This window comes from Neobacillus sp. D3-1R, from assembly GCF_052180215.1.
In the GTDB taxonomy this organism is placed as follows: domain Bacteria; phylum Bacillota; class Bacilli; order Bacillales; family Cytobacillaceae; genus Pseudoneobacillus.
In genome coordinates, this window is the sequence record NZ_CP197471.1 from 1393076 (window position 1) to 1408653 (window position 15578).

Genomic DNA, 15578 nt, shown 5'->3' on the forward strand with positions numbered 1-15578 from the left:
ATACATTTAAATATAATCATTCTTCAACTAAGAGGTATTAAAAGGCGTTTTCGTATAAATTGTGGTTTTGGTAAAAATCCCAAAAGCCGGATTTTTACATCCTTTCTTAAAAAGTAAGCAGCTCTTTTCTTGATTTCTATACGAGTTTAATCATGCTACACTGAGAATACCCTTTTAATAAATTAGAAAAGCAACAAAGTTTTAGAAAAGAGCCTATTAAAAACAATTTAGAAGGATCTAAGGATGTTGTGTTTACAATCATACATTCAACAATGATATACTATACAATAAGATAGTTAATTATTCAGAGGTGTCTTATGAGGGTAAAATGTGTAATATGTGATAAAGTGGAAACAATTGAAAGTGAATCTCTAGTAGCTAAGCGGCTTCGAAATCGTCCTATTCATACATTTATGTGTAAAGTATGTGAAGAGAGGATTGCGGAAAGAACAAAAATACGTTTAGATACTGGTAAATTCCAATTTAATCGTCCAAAGACCGAAGAAGATGATTGGTGATATAAATATATATATCAACGGAGTTAATGATTAGTTAAAACAATAAGAGCTAAGTGAAAAAACTCATGGTTAAGGACCATGAGTTTTTTTATTTTAATCCATTTGATTATTTGATTGTTTATTTTGCTTGTTATTTAAATTCTTTTGTTCAGATTTATTTAATTGTTTTTTAGGATCCTGAATTCCATTTTTAGGCTTAGGATCAACTATATCAGCAGGTATTTCCGGCATTAATCTTCCCGCAATGTCTGCAAGTTCATTCATTATTCCTCTGATTGGTTCTCCATTGTTTATGTCTTGGGTAATTTCTTTAAGTCTTGCTGTTATATCAGGATCCGCAATAACCACGGCTTTTGCTCCATAAGGGTCTTTTTTTAAACTTTCTGCAACAGAGTATTTTATCGACCCAACTTGTGATCGTTCGATGTTTGAATCAACATCTATTCCAACAAAGGCGAAATTACCCAAAACAACGGCTGAAGCATCCTCTACATTAGGTAAACTTGTAGTAAGTTGGACTAAATGCTGAGCAATTTGCTGACCTGTTTTTCTATCCACGTTTTGTAGGTTTGAATTTTTAACTTGTATTAGGTTTTCCTTGTGGTTTTGTGCCACATTATTATTATTGCATCCACTTAAAATTTGGAAAGAGGCAACGATTAGAAACCATATTCTCATGAGAAGAATTCCTCCTATATTGATTTGACTTTCTTTAGATAAATTCATCAGTAGGAAGTAGCATTATACTTAAATAATGTTCACTAGTTTTTTCATTTATTTTTATTGTGTAAAATTTCTTCTATCTTTATTCGACCAAACATATATTTTAAGCAAAGTCCCATCTATTATTTACCAAAAAATGAACATTAGATCAGGAGGCGACAGATTGAATAAAATATATGTTCTTGATACTAACGTTTTATTACAGGATCCCTATTCCATTTTTTCTTTTGAAGATAATGAAGTGGTGATCCCAGCAGTAGTACTTGAAGAAGTAGACTCAAAGAAGCGTTATATGGACGAGGTGGGAAGAAATGCAAGGATGGTTTCGAGGCTACTAGATAGTTTAAGGGAAACAGGTAAGTTACATGAAAAAATCCAACTTGAAAATGGTGGCTACTTAAGGATTGAATTAAATCATAGATCCTTTCAGCAATTACAAGAAATATTCGTTGAGAAAACAAATGATAATCGTATATTAGCTGTTGCCAAAAATTTATATTTAGAAGAGGAAACAAAAGAAAATGGCAAAAAGGTAATACTAGTTAGTAAAGATGCACTAGTACGGGTAAAAGCCGATGCCATTGGTCTATATGCGGAAGACTTTCTAAGTGATCGAGTGATTGAAGATGAATCTATTTATACAGGTTTTTTAGAGGTATACATCCCTGTTGAAATATTAGGACGCTTTTATGAAAAAGGGGAATTACTTTTGTCTGAGGTAGCGAACCATCCTTTTTATCCCAATCAATTTCTCGTAATGAAAGATGCATTAGGGGGGTCAGCATCGGCCATTGGGATGGTAGATAAAACCGGAAAGAAAGTAAGAAAACTTGTTTCAAATCATGACCATGTTTGGGGGATTCGCTCAAGAAATGTTCAGCAAACGATGGCCATTGAACTCTTGCTTAGGAAGGATATCCCTCTTGTAACGTTAGTTGGTAAAGCTGGGACAGGAAAAACATTACTAGCATTAGCCTCCGGGTTAATGGAAACAGAGGATTACAATGAATATAAAAAACTTCTAGTGGCACGACCTATTATACCTGTTGGTAAAGATCTAGGATACTTACCTGGTGAGAAACAGGAAAAACTCCGTCCTTGGGTTCAGCCGATTTATGATAATCTAGAGTTTCTATTTAATACTAAAAAACCTGGTGAATTAGATGCCATTCTAGCGGGAATGGGCTCCATTGAAGTAGAGGCTTTAACTTATATTCGCGGTAGAAGTATTCCTGACCAATTTATTATTATTGATGAGGCACAAAATCTTACAAAACATGAAGTAAAGACAATCTTAACCCGTGTAGGAGAGGGAAGTAAGATTGTTCTGATGGGAGACCCCGAACAGATTGATCATCCTTATTTAGATGCCTATAATAATGGACTCACGTATGTGGTGGAAAAGTTTAAAGAACAGTCAGTAGCAGGACATGTAAAGTTATTAAAAGGGGAGAGATCGGGCTTAGCGCGTCTTGCAGCCGAGTTATTATAAAGGCTATGGTAACTAAATATCAATACGAATCTTAAACATAGCCCATTATAAAAAAAAGAAAAGGAGGCAGATTATTGTGCCTCCTTTTATAGATTTTCTATTCAATACGAAACTCCTTAACATATTTGATAGGAGCATCTAAATTAGAACCGTCTCCGAAATATACATGGATAGGACCATCTTCAGAAAGCGGTTTGCCATTTTTTGAAAATCCGATAATAAGGTTAAAAGCTGTATCAATGCCCATTTCTATTTGATTATCCTCAGTTACTACAATTAGCTTTGTTGCATCCTCTAAAGGAGCGGCATTTGTTAAAAAGGGACGAAATGGGATGGCAAATGACCCACTAATAACCTTTTCTTTCATATATTTTTTTTCTGTTCCGATTGTTGGAGGTAGTATTGCCCCTTCTCTAATCTCACGATCCCAATGACTTGATACTTCTTTAGTATATTCCTCAAGCTCGTTTTTTTCCTTTTTTTCAGTATAAAAGTAAGTATCTATATCTATTTTTCGATCGTCAAAAATCCATACACTAGGGTCTAAGGTTATACTATAGTTTACTTTTCCGTTTATCATCACTATTTTTTCTATCATGCTGTCTCCCCCTTAATATATCCTCTTTGATTATACAAATAATAAATAAAAAAGTCATTTTTCTTAAAATATATATACATCGAGCTTATAAAATAAAGAAATGTTGCATTTTTTAGCTTATCAAGTTAAAATTTAGAGATAAGAATAGGCATGGTTCTGAAATGGGGGGATCAATGTTGGCGTCTGAAATGATACTAAATCACCAAGAAAAAGCTCTAGCCATTTTAAAGGCTGACGCTGATAAAATACTAAAGTTGATCAAAGTACAGATGGAAAACTTAACAATGCCACAATGTCCTCTTTATGAAGAGGTATTGGATACACAGATGTTCGGTTTATCTAGAGAAATAGACTTTGCTGTTCGACTAGGATTAGTTGATGAAAAAGAAGGTAAAACAATCTTGGGGAAACTAGAACAGGAATTATCTGTACTTCATGAGGCTTCTTTAAAAAAATAACATCTTAAAACTCAAACGATTGGTTTAAATTGTTTGAGTTTTTTTGTAATAGTAAAATCATGAATGGTCAATCTATTTCTGGCCTTTTTAATATACAGCAGGAAAATATTCTATTTTAATAGAATTCATATACATATTTAAAATTAGGAAGAGGTCTTATGGTTAAAAAAATATTAAAGTCCTATGATTATTCCCTCATTATTACTATTATACTTCTTTCGATATTTGGCCTTGTGATGGTTTATAGTGCAAGTATGGTTTCGTCATTGCAATTTTATGAAGTAAGCAGTGATCATTTTTATCAAAAGCAAAAGATTTTTCTAATCATGTCTGCTATCATTTTTGTTTTTGTTGCATTATTTCCCTATAAAGCATTAATGGATAATAAGATATTGGTTCCCATGGTAATCACTTCTTTATTTGCTTTGGGAGTTCTATTCTTTGTTGGGCATGTAGCTGGAAATGCGCAGAGCTGGATTAAATTTGGTGGATTCAGCATTCAGCCTTCTGAATTTGTAAAAATAAGTGTTATTGTTTATCTTTCGGCCGTTTATGCTAAAAAACAGGGTTATATAAATGAATTTAATAAAGGAGTAGCACCACCATTATTATACCTTTTCTTGGTATTCATATTAATTGCTGCTCAGCCAGACTATGGAACAGCGGGTATCATAATCATAATTGCTGGAACGATTATTCTATCATCTGGAATGAATTTAAAGAATATAATCAGGTTATTTTCAATTGTACTCCTTCTCCTAACTCCCATTATTTTGGCACTAAAGAGTGAAATCTTTTCTGCAGAGAGGATAAGTCGTTTTACCTCGCTAAGAGATCCATTTGCAGTTGCTCAAGATGAGGGTTTTCATCTTGTTAATTCCTTATTAGCAATTGGTTCTGGTGGCGTAAATGGGTTAGGATTGGGGAAAAGTATTCAAAAGCTTGGATACCTTCCAGAATCTCATACTGACTTTATTATGGCTGTAATTGCAGAGGAATTAGGTATTTGGGGTGTTGGTTTTGTTCTTTTATGCTTAGGATTTATTGTGTTAAAAGGAATCTTAATAGGAATGAGATGCAAAGATCCCTTTGGAAGTTTATTAGCTATTGGAATTTCAAGTATGATTGGAATTCAATCCTTTATAAATTTAGCTGGAATTTCAGGCATTATTCCGATTACTGGTGTTCCATTACCATTTGTAAGTTACGGAGGTTCTTCTTTAATACAGCTTTCTATTGCTATGGGGATACTAGTTAATGTTTCTATGTTTGTTAATTACGAGCACAAATATAAAAACACACAAGAAAAACAAGAGAAAGAAATAAAGAGGAATATGGTATCGAAAAATTCAGCTCATATCCGAGTATAAAAAAAGCAAGAAGCTAAAAAAAAGCTTCTTGCTTTATTTTTTGGATCTTGATGCTAATAAAATTAAATAACTTAGTACACCAAAAAGGCATGAGATAAAGAAAGCATGTGCTAATGCAATATATAGATTTAATAGAGTGAAAATAATTAGCATGCCTGTTATTACTTGTAGGGAAACTAATATTAATGCTATCAACCAGCCCCAATAAATCACTTTTTGATTTCGATAATTTTTATAAGCTAAATAAAAACTATAAGCAATCCATAAAAAGATAAGACCAGCAGCTGTGCGATGTCCCATTTGCACCCATTCGTATAGAGTAGTTGGCCAGCTTATATTAGTGTTCGAACATAAAGGCCAGTCTAAACATACAAGACTTGCTTTTGTATGTCTAACAAGAGCTCCAGTATAAATCACAATATAACTATAAATAGAAACACCAAATATATGTTTTTTCATCCTGGAGTCAAGACGAATTTTATCAGCTTCAAATTTCTTATCAACTTCAAATATTAAAAGAGTAAGAAGAAAAACTGAGGCAAAAGATATTAAAGAGATTCCAAAATGAAGCGCAAGGACAAAACTGTTTTGCCCCCAAATTACTGCTGCGGCTCCTATTAAAGCTTGTAAAAGTAAAAAACAAAAAGAAAGGATGGAAAGAAACTTTGTTTCTCTAATATGTCCAATCGATTTCCAGGTCCAGATAGATAGGACTAACACCATAATTCCACCAGCACCTGATACAAGTCTGTGTGAGAGTTCAATAATTAATTCTAGGTTAATTTCACTGGGAATGAATTCACCATTACAAAGTGGCCAAGAACGACCACACCCCATTCCAGAACCCGTTTTTGTGACAAGAGCTCCACCTAATAAGATAAAAAGCATAGCGATTGAGGTTAGAACTGCAAACCATTTTAAAAGCCGATACAATATTACCACCTACTTTGAACTAATTAGTTCAGATATTTGTATTTTTATAAAAATGAATTGTATAATGGAATTTGTTTGATAACAATTATTGCAAACCCTTATCAATAATAGCTGAAAAATATAAAAAAGAACAGAATGGAATACGTAAAATATAAAATTTATAAAATTAGAATAATTCGAAACCAATAAACACTATTATTATATTAATAAATATTGAAAGATTTCTTTTCTTCTGTTAGAAATAAATTAGGATAATATTCTTTCGAGTAAGATCCATTCTACATATCTAAAGACAATCAAAAGTCAAACGTATTTTCTTCTAAATTCAAGTTTAAATTAAGGGGTTACTACATTAAAATTTCAAATTTGACATAAAAAAGTCATAAAATGTACAAAAAAAGTTCACAAAAAAGTTCAAAAGTGTGATTTAATATATTGAGAAAGAAAATGTTTTTCTACACAAATATTAATACTGTCGAAATAGTGGAAACATATTTTTCCATTCTATTTTATTTCCCTCGTTTGTTATTGCAAATATAGTATTTAAATAATAGTATGAATGGATGTCGACTGTGTTTGTAATAGGTGAAAAAGGAGGTTTATTATGTCTAATCCAAAGCCTTTCAGTGATATGGCGTTAGACCAAGGTAGCAACCTTGAGACCACCCATACTGATATTAGTTTCTGGAAGGGATTCTTAGCAACGATAAAAATTGGAATAGTAAATTCTAATTTAATCACAACCTTTACAGGGTTATGGTTAGCGTTGCACTTTTCAAATATTGGATTTCTAAATAACTTAGATATCATCTTCTTTACATTACTTGGTTCATCATTAATTATCGCTGGTTCCTGCAGTATTAATAACTATATTGACCGCGATATTGATCATTTAATGGAAAGAACGAAGGATAGACCAACTGTAACAGGAAAGTTTAAACCTTCTGGAGTTTTAATTTTAGGTATACTCCTTATAGTTTTTGGAACAGTATTACTTGCACTAACAACTTGGACTGCAATGGTTATTGGAATTATTGGAGTGTTTAGTTATGTAGTCTTGTATACGATGTGGTCGAAAAGACAATATGTATCAAATACAGTTGTCGGTAGTGTATCTGGAGCAGTTCCACCACTAATTGGGTGGGCAGCTGTAGATGGAAATCTAGATATGATTGCATGGAGTTTATTCCTTATTATGTTTGTTTGGCAGCCTCCACATTTTTATGCATTAGCCATGAGGCGTGTTGAAGAATACCGTGCAGCAGGAATTCCTATGCTACCTGTGGTAAAAGGTTTTAAAACCACCAAAAACCACATTAATTTATGGGTTTTAGCTTTGTTGCCTCTACCATTTTTATTAACATCTTTAGGAATTACATTTGTGGTGCTAGCTTCCATTTTAAATGTTGGATGGTTAGTTATTGGTTTGTATGGTTACAAAATGAAAGATGATATAAAGTGGGCAAAACTTATGTTTGTATACTCGTTACAATATTTGACTATTATGTTTGTAGCGATGGTTATTGTTACCTTGATTTAACGGTTAATCAAATTTCATTTTTCTGGTTAGCTAATGCGGTATTAACGCTCTGCTTTTCTTTGTAAGATGGAATTTATTTATATTTTTTATTGATCAAACATTTCAAAAAAAGAAAAAAAGAAAGAGGGGTTTGATTAAGCTATGAGAAGGCTTACAAAATGGCGTCTGTTTTCATTATTCTCTATACTGGCGCTTATCCTTTCCGGATGTGCAGGGAAACCATATTTATCAACTTTAAAACCTGCCGGAGAAGTTGCGCAAATGCAGTATGATTTAATGAAGCTAAGTACCATCATTATGGTTGGGGTAATCGTTGTTGTTACAGTGATTTTCCTAATTGTTGTTTTCAAGTTTCGCAGAAAGGATGACAAGATTCCTAAGCAAGTAGAAGGTAGTCATACACTTGAAGTAATTTGGACTACTATTCCAATTCTTTTACTTTTAATCTTAGCCATTCCTACAGTTGCTGCTACATTTAAATTAGCAGATGTATCTGAAATGGATAAGAAAGATAAAGAAGGTAAGAGTGAAGCTCTAGTTGTAAATGTTAGAGCTAATCTTTATTGGTGGGAATTCGAGTATCCTGATTTAGGTATCGTTACAGGTCAAGAATTAGTGGTACCAACAGATCAAAAAGTTTACTTTAACCTAAAAGCATCAGATGTAAAGCACTCATTCTGGATTCCTGCAGTTGGAGGAAAGCTTGATACTAATACAGACAATGTTAACAAGTTCTGGTTAGAATTTGATTCTAAAAAAGCTAACGAAGCCGGTGGCTTATTCTATGGTAAGTGTGCTGAGCTTTGCGGTCCATCCCATGCTTTAATGGACTTTAAAGTAAAAGCCCTTTCACAAGATGAATTTAAACAATGGTCAACAGCTATGCAAAATGCTAAAGAACAAGAACCAACAACTGCTGAAGAAAAAGAAGGAAAAGAAGTATTTGCGAAAAGCTGTATTGGATGTCATGCCATTACTCCACAAGATGGAAGACCTGAGGCAGCAAGACTTGCTCCTAACTTAGCTAACTTTGGCGAAAGATCTAGAATCGCTGGTATCTTAGATCATAATGAAGAGAATCTAAAGAACTGGATAAAAGATCCAGAAACATACAAGCCTGGTAATAAAATGACAGGTCAGTATGCTGATTTATCTGATGACCAATTAAATGCTTTAACTAAGTATTTGATGAGTCTAAAAGTAACAGAATAATTTTGGAATTAGTTTTGAAAGGGAGGTAAAACGGTGAGTACCTTAGCTCAGAAAAAGGGATTTGGAGCAACTCTTTGGGACTTCTTAACAACAGTAGACCATAAGAAAATTGCTATCCTTTATCTAATTGCTGGTGGATTTTTCTTCCTAGTCGGTGGATTAGAAGCAATGTTCATCCGTATACAACTTGCTGTACCAAACAATGATTTTGTCAGTGCAGGACTATATAATGAAATCTTAACAATGCATGGTACAACCATGATTTTCTTGGCAGCTATGCCACTCGTATTTGCATTTATGAATGCAGTTATGCCTTTACAAATAGGTGCTCGTGACGTTGCGTATCCATTTGTAAATGCACTTGGTTTTTGGTTATTTTTCTTTGGAGGATTATTCTTAAATCTTTCATGGTTCCTTGGCGGAGCTCCTGATGCAGGTTGGACTTCATATGCAACTTTATCATTAGAGTCACCAGGGCATGGTATTGATTTTTATGCTTTAGGTTTACAGATTTCTGGTGCGGGTACGTTAATCGGGGGTATCAACTTCCTAGTAACCATTATCACAATGCGTGCACCAGGTATGACTTATATGCGTATGCCATTATTTACATGGACTACTTTTGTTACATCTGCATTAATCTTATTTGCATTCCCACCATTAACGGTCGGATTATTCTTAATGATCTTTGATCGTATGTTTGGAGCTAACTTCTTTGATGTTAGTGCTGGAGGAAATGCTGTCATTTGGGAACATTTCTTCTGGATTTTTGGTCACCCAGAGGTATATATCTTAGTACTTCCTGCTTTTGGTATTTTCTCTGAAATCTTTGCCATTTTCTCACGTAAACGCCTATTCGGATACTCTTCAATGGTATTTGCGACAGTTTTAATTGGATTTTTAGGTTTCATGGTTTGGGCTCACCACATGTTCACTACAGGATTAGGGCCAATCGCGAACTCTATCTTTGCTGTAGCTACAATGGCAATCGGGGTTCCAACAGGTATTAAAATTTTTAACTGGTTATTTACTATGTGGGGCGGTAGTGTTAAATTCACAACTCCAATGCTTTATGCTTTAGCATTTATTCCTTCATTCGTAATGGGTGGGGTAACTGGGGTTATGGTTGCATCTGCTGCAGCTGACTATCAGTTCCATGATTCATATTTCGTAGTAGCTCACTTCCATTATGTTATTGTTGGTGGGGTTGTATTAGCTATTTTAGCTGGTACACATCTTTACTGGCCAAAAATGTTTGGAACTATGTTAAACGAAACTCTTGGAAAAATTACTTTCTGGTTATTTTTAATTGGTTTCCATTTAACATTCTTTATTCAGCATTTCCTAGGTGTTATGGGTATGCCACGCCGTGTTTTCACGTTCTTACCAGGTCAAGGATTTGAAACTGGAAACATGATCAGTACGGTTGGTGCATTCTTCATGGCTGCTGGGGTTATCGTATTACTTATAAACGTTATTATCACATCTGTTAAAAATCAAAAGGTTGGAAACGATCCTTGGGGAGATGGCCGAACATTAGAATGGTCAATTCCATCACCACCACCTTTCTATAACTTTAAACAATTACCATTAGTTCGTGGTTTAGATGCATATTGGATTGAAAAAATGGATGGCAAAAAAGAAATGACACCTGCTGAACCACTTGGTGATATCCATATGCCAAATTCATCTATTACTCCGTTATTTATTGCTTTCGGATTATTCGTAGCTGCGTTTGGTGCGATGTATCACTCAGAAAAGTCATGGGGTATTTTTGTATTAATTCTTGGATTCTTAATCACTTTAGGTTCAATGTTCTACCGTTCAGTTAAAGATGATCATGGTTTCCATATTCATAAAGAAGAATTAATGGATGAAGATGATAAGGGGGTTAAGGCATAATGCACGCAGAAGAAAAATTCACATATGAGACATGGCCTGCTGCCCCAGAAAAAGCAACTCTAGAAGGTAAAAATAAATTTATCGGTTTTTGGTTATTCTTAGGAGGAGAGACTGTTCTTTTCGCTTCTCTCTTCGCAACTTATATTGCTCTTAAGGATAAGGTTCCTAGTGCAGAACACGCACTTGCAAAGGATTTATTCGAGCTACCGTTAGTATTTATGGCTACAATGCTATTATTAACAAGCTCCTTAACAAGTGTTTATGCTATGTACCATATGAAGAACTTTAACTTCAAGAAAATGCAGTTATGGCTAGCTATTACTGTATTGTTAGGAGCTGGATTCCTAGGACTTGAAATTTATGAGTTTAATCATTATGTACATGAATATCATCACACTTTTACTAGTAGTGCATTTGGATCTGCTTTCTATACCCTTACTGGGTTCCATGGAGGGCACGTTGCATTTGGTTTAATGTGGATCTTGACTCTAATGATTCGAAATTCAAAAAGAGGTTTAAATCTATACAATGCACCAAAATTCTACGTAGCAAGTCTTTACTGGCACTTTATTGACGTAGTTTGGGTATTTATCTTTACAGTAGTATATTTAATGGGAATGGTGGGATAAACTGATGGCTAATCAACAACCAAACTCAGGTAACCCAAGAGTCGACATTGAATACCGTCGTAAAAAAAGTAAAGAGGAAATGAGACACCAAGTGACCTCATTCTCTATGATGATCTTTTTAACACTTATTGCCTTCTTTGCAGTAGGTTTTCAAGATTATTCAGCATGGTTTATTGTTCCTTTTATTCTATTACTAGCTGTTATTCAAGTTATTTTTCAGCTATTCTATTTCATGCACATGAGCCATAAAGGTCACGAAGCACCATCATTGTTTCTTTTCTCAGGGGTACTTGTTGGATTTGTAACAATACTTGCATTTTCAACTATCATTTGGTGGTAATTTAAAAAAGGAAATCGGATATAGTCTGATTTCCTTTTTCTTTGCCATTCAACATTCAATTTAATAAGATGGGATATAAAGGAATGACCGTTTTATTGCGGTTCTAGTATCGTAGGACTATAATGGTGATATAGCTTTTATATTAGAGGTGATCTTAATGTTTTCACTAGAGATGTTCGGGTTTCGTGCGATGTGGAGCCCATACTTTTTTATGAGTCTTATCGTAATTACTATACTATTTTTTCTAGTAACACATTTTAAACGGGATCTGTTCAAGGGGTCTGAACCATTAAAACGGTCTGAAGGCGTTTTATTTATTACAGCTATGATTACTTTGTATTTAACAAAAGGTGGTCCGTTAGATTTAATGGGACATTTAATGTTTTATGCACATATGATTCAAATGGCTGTATTATATTTAGTTATTCCACCTATTTTAATTGTTGCGATCCCTAACTGGATATGGAGAAAGGTACTGAATCTTACTTTTATCAAACCTATTTTTACATTTTTTACTAAACCACTAATTGCAATCATCCTTTTTAATGGATTATTTTCCTTTTATCATATACCATTAATTTTTGATGCTATCAAAATGAATATGTGGTCACATGCAGGTTACACTGTGTTTTTGTTTATCTTTGCCATATTTATGTGGTGGCCATTAATGAATCGCTTACCTGAATATCAAAGTATTGGTGGATTGATGAAGGTAGGATATATTTTTGGGAATGGAATTCTTTTAACACCAGCATGTGGATTAATTATCTTTGCGGATAATCCAATGTATGCTACCTATTCTGATCCATCTGCGTGGATGCAAGCGTTAAGTTTATGTGTACCAGGTGCAACGTTAGCAAGTCTTAACTTGAGTGGACCCGAAGTATTTAATTCGATGTCTCTTTTAGAGGATCAACGTCTTGGCGGGGTCATTATGAAAATTATACAAGAAATCGTTTATGGTGTTGTTTTGGCTCAAACATTCTTTAGCTGGTATCGAAAGGAACAAGAAGAGTCAGATACAGCTGATTTAATGAATCCCCGATTTGTGGAATAGTCTATTGGTGTTAAACATTATTTCAGGCTATTAACTATTAAATCACTCCCAATAATCTTGGGAGTTTTTTATTTGTTTTTCTTGAAATAGTGTTTTTTCTAGCATAAAATGGGTTGGAACCCTTATTTTTATTAAATATTTGCTCGAGAGGACGTAGTTTATGTCAATTCCAGTTTTACCTACAATCAGTACGACCTTTATTGTCTTAAGTGCAATTACTGTAGCAATTGGATGGTATCAAATAAAACAAAAGAAAATTGAAGCTCATAAAAAGACGATGATGACTGCGGCTATTTTCGCCTTAATCTTTTTTATCATATATGCTTCAAGAACCATATTTATTGGTAATACCTCTTTTGGTGGTCCCGAAAATATTAAAATTTACTATACTTTGTTTTTAATCTTCCATATCTTTTTAGCAACGACAGGTGCTATTTTTGGAATTATTACATTAATAACTGGATATAAAAATAAACTCATTATCCACCGTAAATTAGGACCTATTACAAGTGTGGTATGGTTTTTTACAGCGATTACTGGTGTAGCAGTCTATCTTCTTCTCTATGTATTTTATAAAGGCGGAGAAACGACCTCTGTAATAAAAGCAATACTTGGTTTATAAATAAAAAGAACTGACATTTTTGAGATGTCAGTTCTTTTTTATATTTTAAAGTTAATTTTTATAATCCCTGCTTCTTTAGCTGAATTAAACGCTATTAATAGTAGGGGACCGATAACAAATCCTACTATACCGAGTAGCTTTAAACCTAAGTACATAGCAATTAAAGTAGCTAATGGAGATAGTCCAATTTGACTTCCCATTACCTTAGGTTCCACTGTTCTGCGAATAATTAATAGTAATGCAGCTAGAATAGCTAATTGTGTTCCTAAGCCAATGTCCCCTGTTAAAAGATGAAATAATGACCATGGGCCAAGGATGACAATAGACCCGATAATTGGGATAAAATCAATTACCCATATAATTAATGCCATAACTAGTGCAATATCAGGAGATATGAATAATAACCCAATCAGTGAAGCTATAAATATAATTACACTAACCAAAAATTGAGCTTTAAAAAAGCCAGAAATAACGTACGAAAGTCTAGAAGTCATAAAGTGTACTTTATCAGCCGTCTTATCAGTCAAATGCTGATAAAGTGCTTCTCTAAGTCTTGGTAAGTCTAACAAAAATAAGAATAAAGCAATTAAATATACGATAAAACTGACAAGAAAATTAGGTATATTGGTCAATAAAGATTTAACATTGTTAATATTTACATAAGCCATTAAATCATCTTTAACATTTGTCAGGAAACCTTGAACTTGTTTACTGATTTCATCTACAACTTCCTTAGGTAATTCCTTAACAGCTTTCGTAAGCTTGTCCTCAGCAAGTACCCATGCATTGGAAACTTCAGTTATATAAACCGGCCCATTTTGGATTATTTTAATAGCCTCAGTAATTACTTTTGTTGTAATAAAGTAACCAGATAAACCAATAAATAAAAGAAAACATATAAAAATAAGGACAACAGATAATCGTGGACTTATTTTGATCCTTTCTTGTACTAGCTTAACTAATGGCTCTAGTAATAACGCTGTTATAAAGGCTAATATAAGTGGAACGGATACTGGTAGAATCAGATAACCTAAGGTGATCACAACTGCTACTATGATGAGAATAATAATATTTCGACGAGTAATAATTCCAGACAACGTAGAACCCCTTTCAGAAAAGCACATTAAATAACTAGAAACTGACTAATAACTATTTTTTTTATAAAAAAGTAACAATTAAATTATATATCGCATTTAATAAAATAAACAGTAAAATCCGATGATTAGCTAATAAATCTTTCATAAATCAAACAGTAATCTTATTGTACTTTCGGATGGAAAGGGGTTATTATGTATCATTTCTATCCTGAGAAAACGGAAACTGTTCGCGCTCTAAAAGAAATCATATTAACTATTGTGGAGACTAATTTAAGCGAGATGCCAAATATTGAACCACACCGACAATATATGGAGGAAGTTTTATCGTCTTTTCAACGAAAAGTAATTCTCACTAATGGAATATATGTAGAAATGGAGAACAGTCTAATATATATTCAACTTACCGTAAATGTTAGAAGTGTAGACATGTTCATGAATGACATTCAAGAACTTCAAAAAAGAATTTATGAAGAAGTAAAGGATATTATAGGTTTTAATGTTTCTTCCATCAATATAAAAGTGAAATATTTAATAGATGAATAAATGAAAAAGACGCAATAATATGCGTCTTTTTTGTATTAGGTATTAAAGTGCAAATTTGTCTAAATGTGATTTTACATCAGAAAGAATTTTTTCACATTGGGAAACAAGTGCTTTAGGGAAGTTTTCGCCTTCTCCATACTCAACTCCATGTGGATAATAATGTTTGCCTAGTAATGGTTTCATTAATTGAATCGTAGCTTTATGTGTGCCAACATCGCCTTCTACTGCATGTCCCATTACACGTAGATAGAAAACGCCTTCTTTAAGTTCAAATTTACGATCGTATGTAACTCGTTCATAGTCCCATTGTCCTTCACGAACAAGACCGAAATCACTCATTACTTCATCAATACGGTTTAAATCCGCTTTGATGGCTTCGATGCTAGTGTTCTCAAATCTCATTATAAGTCCCTCCATCATACACGCTATATTAAGCGTACCCTTTTATATCTCAAGTTTAATAATAGTAGAAAAATGTTGAAGTTGCAACGTCTAACAATATCATTTTAAAATCGTTTAATTTTATAGGCGGATAGGAAAGACA

The 15578-nt window shown here is 33.5% G+C and carries 17 protein-coding genes; 12 read left to right on the forward strand and 5 right to left on the reverse strand.

Annotated features, from left to right (window positions below):
• The first annotated feature begins 317 nt into the window (after nt 1–317).
• On the forward strand, nt 318–518 hold the full coding sequence (locus ACSBPO_RS07100; protein WP_442599355.1) for a YlaI family protein: 201 nt from the start codon (nt 318–320) through the stop codon (nt 516–518).
• A gap of 93 nt (nt 519–611) precedes the next feature.
• On the opposite strand, the gene ACSBPO_RS07105 is transcribed toward ACSBPO_RS07100, so the two are convergent.
• A complete protein-coding gene (locus ACSBPO_RS07105) occupies nt 612–1196 on the reverse strand; it encodes a YhcN/YlaJ family sporulation lipoprotein (RefSeq protein ID WP_442599356.1) in 585 nt (194 codons plus the stop codon).
• 181 nt (nt 1197–1377) lie between these two features.
• On the opposite strand from ACSBPO_RS07105, the gene ACSBPO_RS07110 reads away from it, so the two are divergent.
• Nucleotides 1378–2733, forward strand: coding sequence for a PhoH family protein (locus tag ACSBPO_RS07110; RefSeq protein ID WP_442599357.1), 1356 nt, complete (start codon nt 1378–1380; stop codon nt 2731–2733).
• A 97-nt stretch (nt 2734–2830) separates the two neighbouring features.
• On the opposite strand, the gene ACSBPO_RS07115 is transcribed toward ACSBPO_RS07110, so the two are convergent.
• Nucleotides 2831–3331, reverse strand: coding sequence for a peptidyl-prolyl cis-trans isomerase (locus ACSBPO_RS07115; protein ID WP_442599358.1), 501 nt, complete (start codon nt 3329–3331; stop codon nt 2831–2833).
• Between the two features lie 176 nt (nt 3332–3507).
• On the opposite strand from ACSBPO_RS07115, the gene ACSBPO_RS07120 reads away from it, so the two are divergent.
• Together ACSBPO_RS07120 and ACSBPO_RS07125 are read left to right on the forward strand one after the other, a co-directional pair.
• A complete protein-coding gene (locus ACSBPO_RS07120; RefSeq protein WP_442600328.1) occupies nt 3508–3789 on the forward strand; it encodes a YlaN family protein in 282 nt (93 codons plus the stop codon).
• A 158-nt stretch (nt 3790–3947) separates the two neighbouring features.
• Nucleotides 3948–5159, forward strand: coding sequence for an FtsW/RodA/SpoVE family cell cycle protein (locus tag ACSBPO_RS07125; protein WP_442599359.1), 1212 nt, complete (start codon nt 3948–3950; stop codon nt 5157–5159).
• Nucleotides 5160–5192: 33 nt separating this feature from the next.
• Here ACSBPO_RS07125 and ACSBPO_RS07130 read toward each other — a convergent pair whose 3' ends face one another.
• Nucleotides 5193–6092: a COX15/CtaA family protein gene (locus ACSBPO_RS07130; RefSeq protein WP_442599360.1), complete on the reverse strand. Its 900-nt coding sequence runs from the start codon at nt 6090–6092 to the stop codon at nt 5193–5195.
• A gap of 604 nt (nt 6093–6696) precedes the next feature.
• On the opposite strand from ACSBPO_RS07130, the gene cyoE reads away from it, so the two are divergent.
• The 7 genes from cyoE to ACSBPO_RS07165 all read left to right on the forward strand — a co-directional run bounded on the left by cyoE (nt 6697) and on the right by ACSBPO_RS07165 (nt 13394).
• Complete coding sequence (gene cyoE, locus ACSBPO_RS07135) at nt 6697–7632, forward strand: heme o synthase (RefSeq protein WP_442599361.1); 936 nt, start codon at nt 6697–6699, stop codon at nt 7630–7632.
• 141 nt (nt 7633–7773) lie between these two features.
• A complete protein-coding gene (gene coxB / locus ACSBPO_RS07140; RefSeq protein WP_442599362.1) occupies nt 7774–8844 on the forward strand; it encodes a cytochrome c oxidase subunit II in 1071 nt (356 codons plus the stop codon).
• A 33-nt stretch (nt 8845–8877) separates the two neighbouring features.
• Complete coding sequence (ctaD, locus tag ACSBPO_RS07145) at nt 8878–10746, forward strand: cytochrome c oxidase subunit I (protein WP_442599363.1); 1869 nt, start codon at nt 8878–8880, stop codon at nt 10744–10746.
• Nucleotides 10746–11375: a cytochrome (ubi)quinol oxidase subunit III gene (locus tag ACSBPO_RS07150; protein ID WP_442599364.1), complete on the forward strand. Its 630-nt coding sequence runs from the start codon at nt 10746–10748 to the stop codon at nt 11373–11375. Before ctaD ends, ACSBPO_RS07150 begins: the two co-directional genes overlap by 1 nt.
• Before the next feature lie 4 nt (nt 11376–11379).
• The gene (gene ctaF / locus ACSBPO_RS07155; RefSeq protein ID WP_442599365.1) at nt 11380–11715 is read left to right on the forward strand and encodes a cytochrome c oxidase subunit IVB; all 336 of its coding nucleotides are present in this window, start codon (nt 11380–11382) and stop codon (nt 11713–11715) included.
• Between the two features lie 211 nt (nt 11716–11926).
• Nucleotides 11927–12772: a cytochrome c oxidase assembly factor CtaG gene (gene ctaG / locus ACSBPO_RS07160; protein WP_442599366.1), complete on the forward strand. Its 846-nt coding sequence runs from the start codon at nt 11927–11929 to the stop codon at nt 12770–12772.
• Nucleotides 12773–12932: 160 nt separating this feature from the next.
• On the forward strand, nt 12933–13394 hold the full coding sequence (locus ACSBPO_RS07165; RefSeq protein WP_442599367.1) for a DUF420 domain-containing protein: 462 nt from the start codon (nt 12933–12935) through the stop codon (nt 13392–13394).
• 38 nt (nt 13395–13432) lie between these two features.
• On the opposite strand, the gene ytvI is transcribed toward ACSBPO_RS07165, so the two are convergent.
• Nucleotides 13433–14491, reverse strand: a complete 1059-nt coding sequence (ytvI, locus tag ACSBPO_RS07170) for a sporulation integral membrane protein YtvI (RefSeq protein ID WP_442599368.1) — start codon at nt 14489–14491, stop codon at nt 13433–13435.
• 192 nt (nt 14492–14683) lie between these two features.
• Here ytvI and ACSBPO_RS07175 point away from each other — a divergent pair, with 192 nt between their 5' ends.
• The gene (locus ACSBPO_RS07175) at nt 14684–15034 is read left to right on the forward strand and encodes an Asp23/Gls24 family envelope stress response protein (RefSeq protein WP_442599369.1); all 351 of its coding nucleotides are present in this window, start codon (nt 14684–14686) and stop codon (nt 15032–15034) included.
• Between the two features lie 42 nt (nt 15035–15076).
• Here ACSBPO_RS07175 and ACSBPO_RS07180 read toward each other — a convergent pair whose 3' ends face one another.
• Nucleotides 15077–15436, reverse strand: coding sequence for a YugN family protein (locus tag ACSBPO_RS07180; protein ID WP_442599370.1), 360 nt, complete (start codon nt 15434–15436; stop codon nt 15077–15079).
• Nucleotides 15437–15578: the final 142 nt, after the last annotated feature.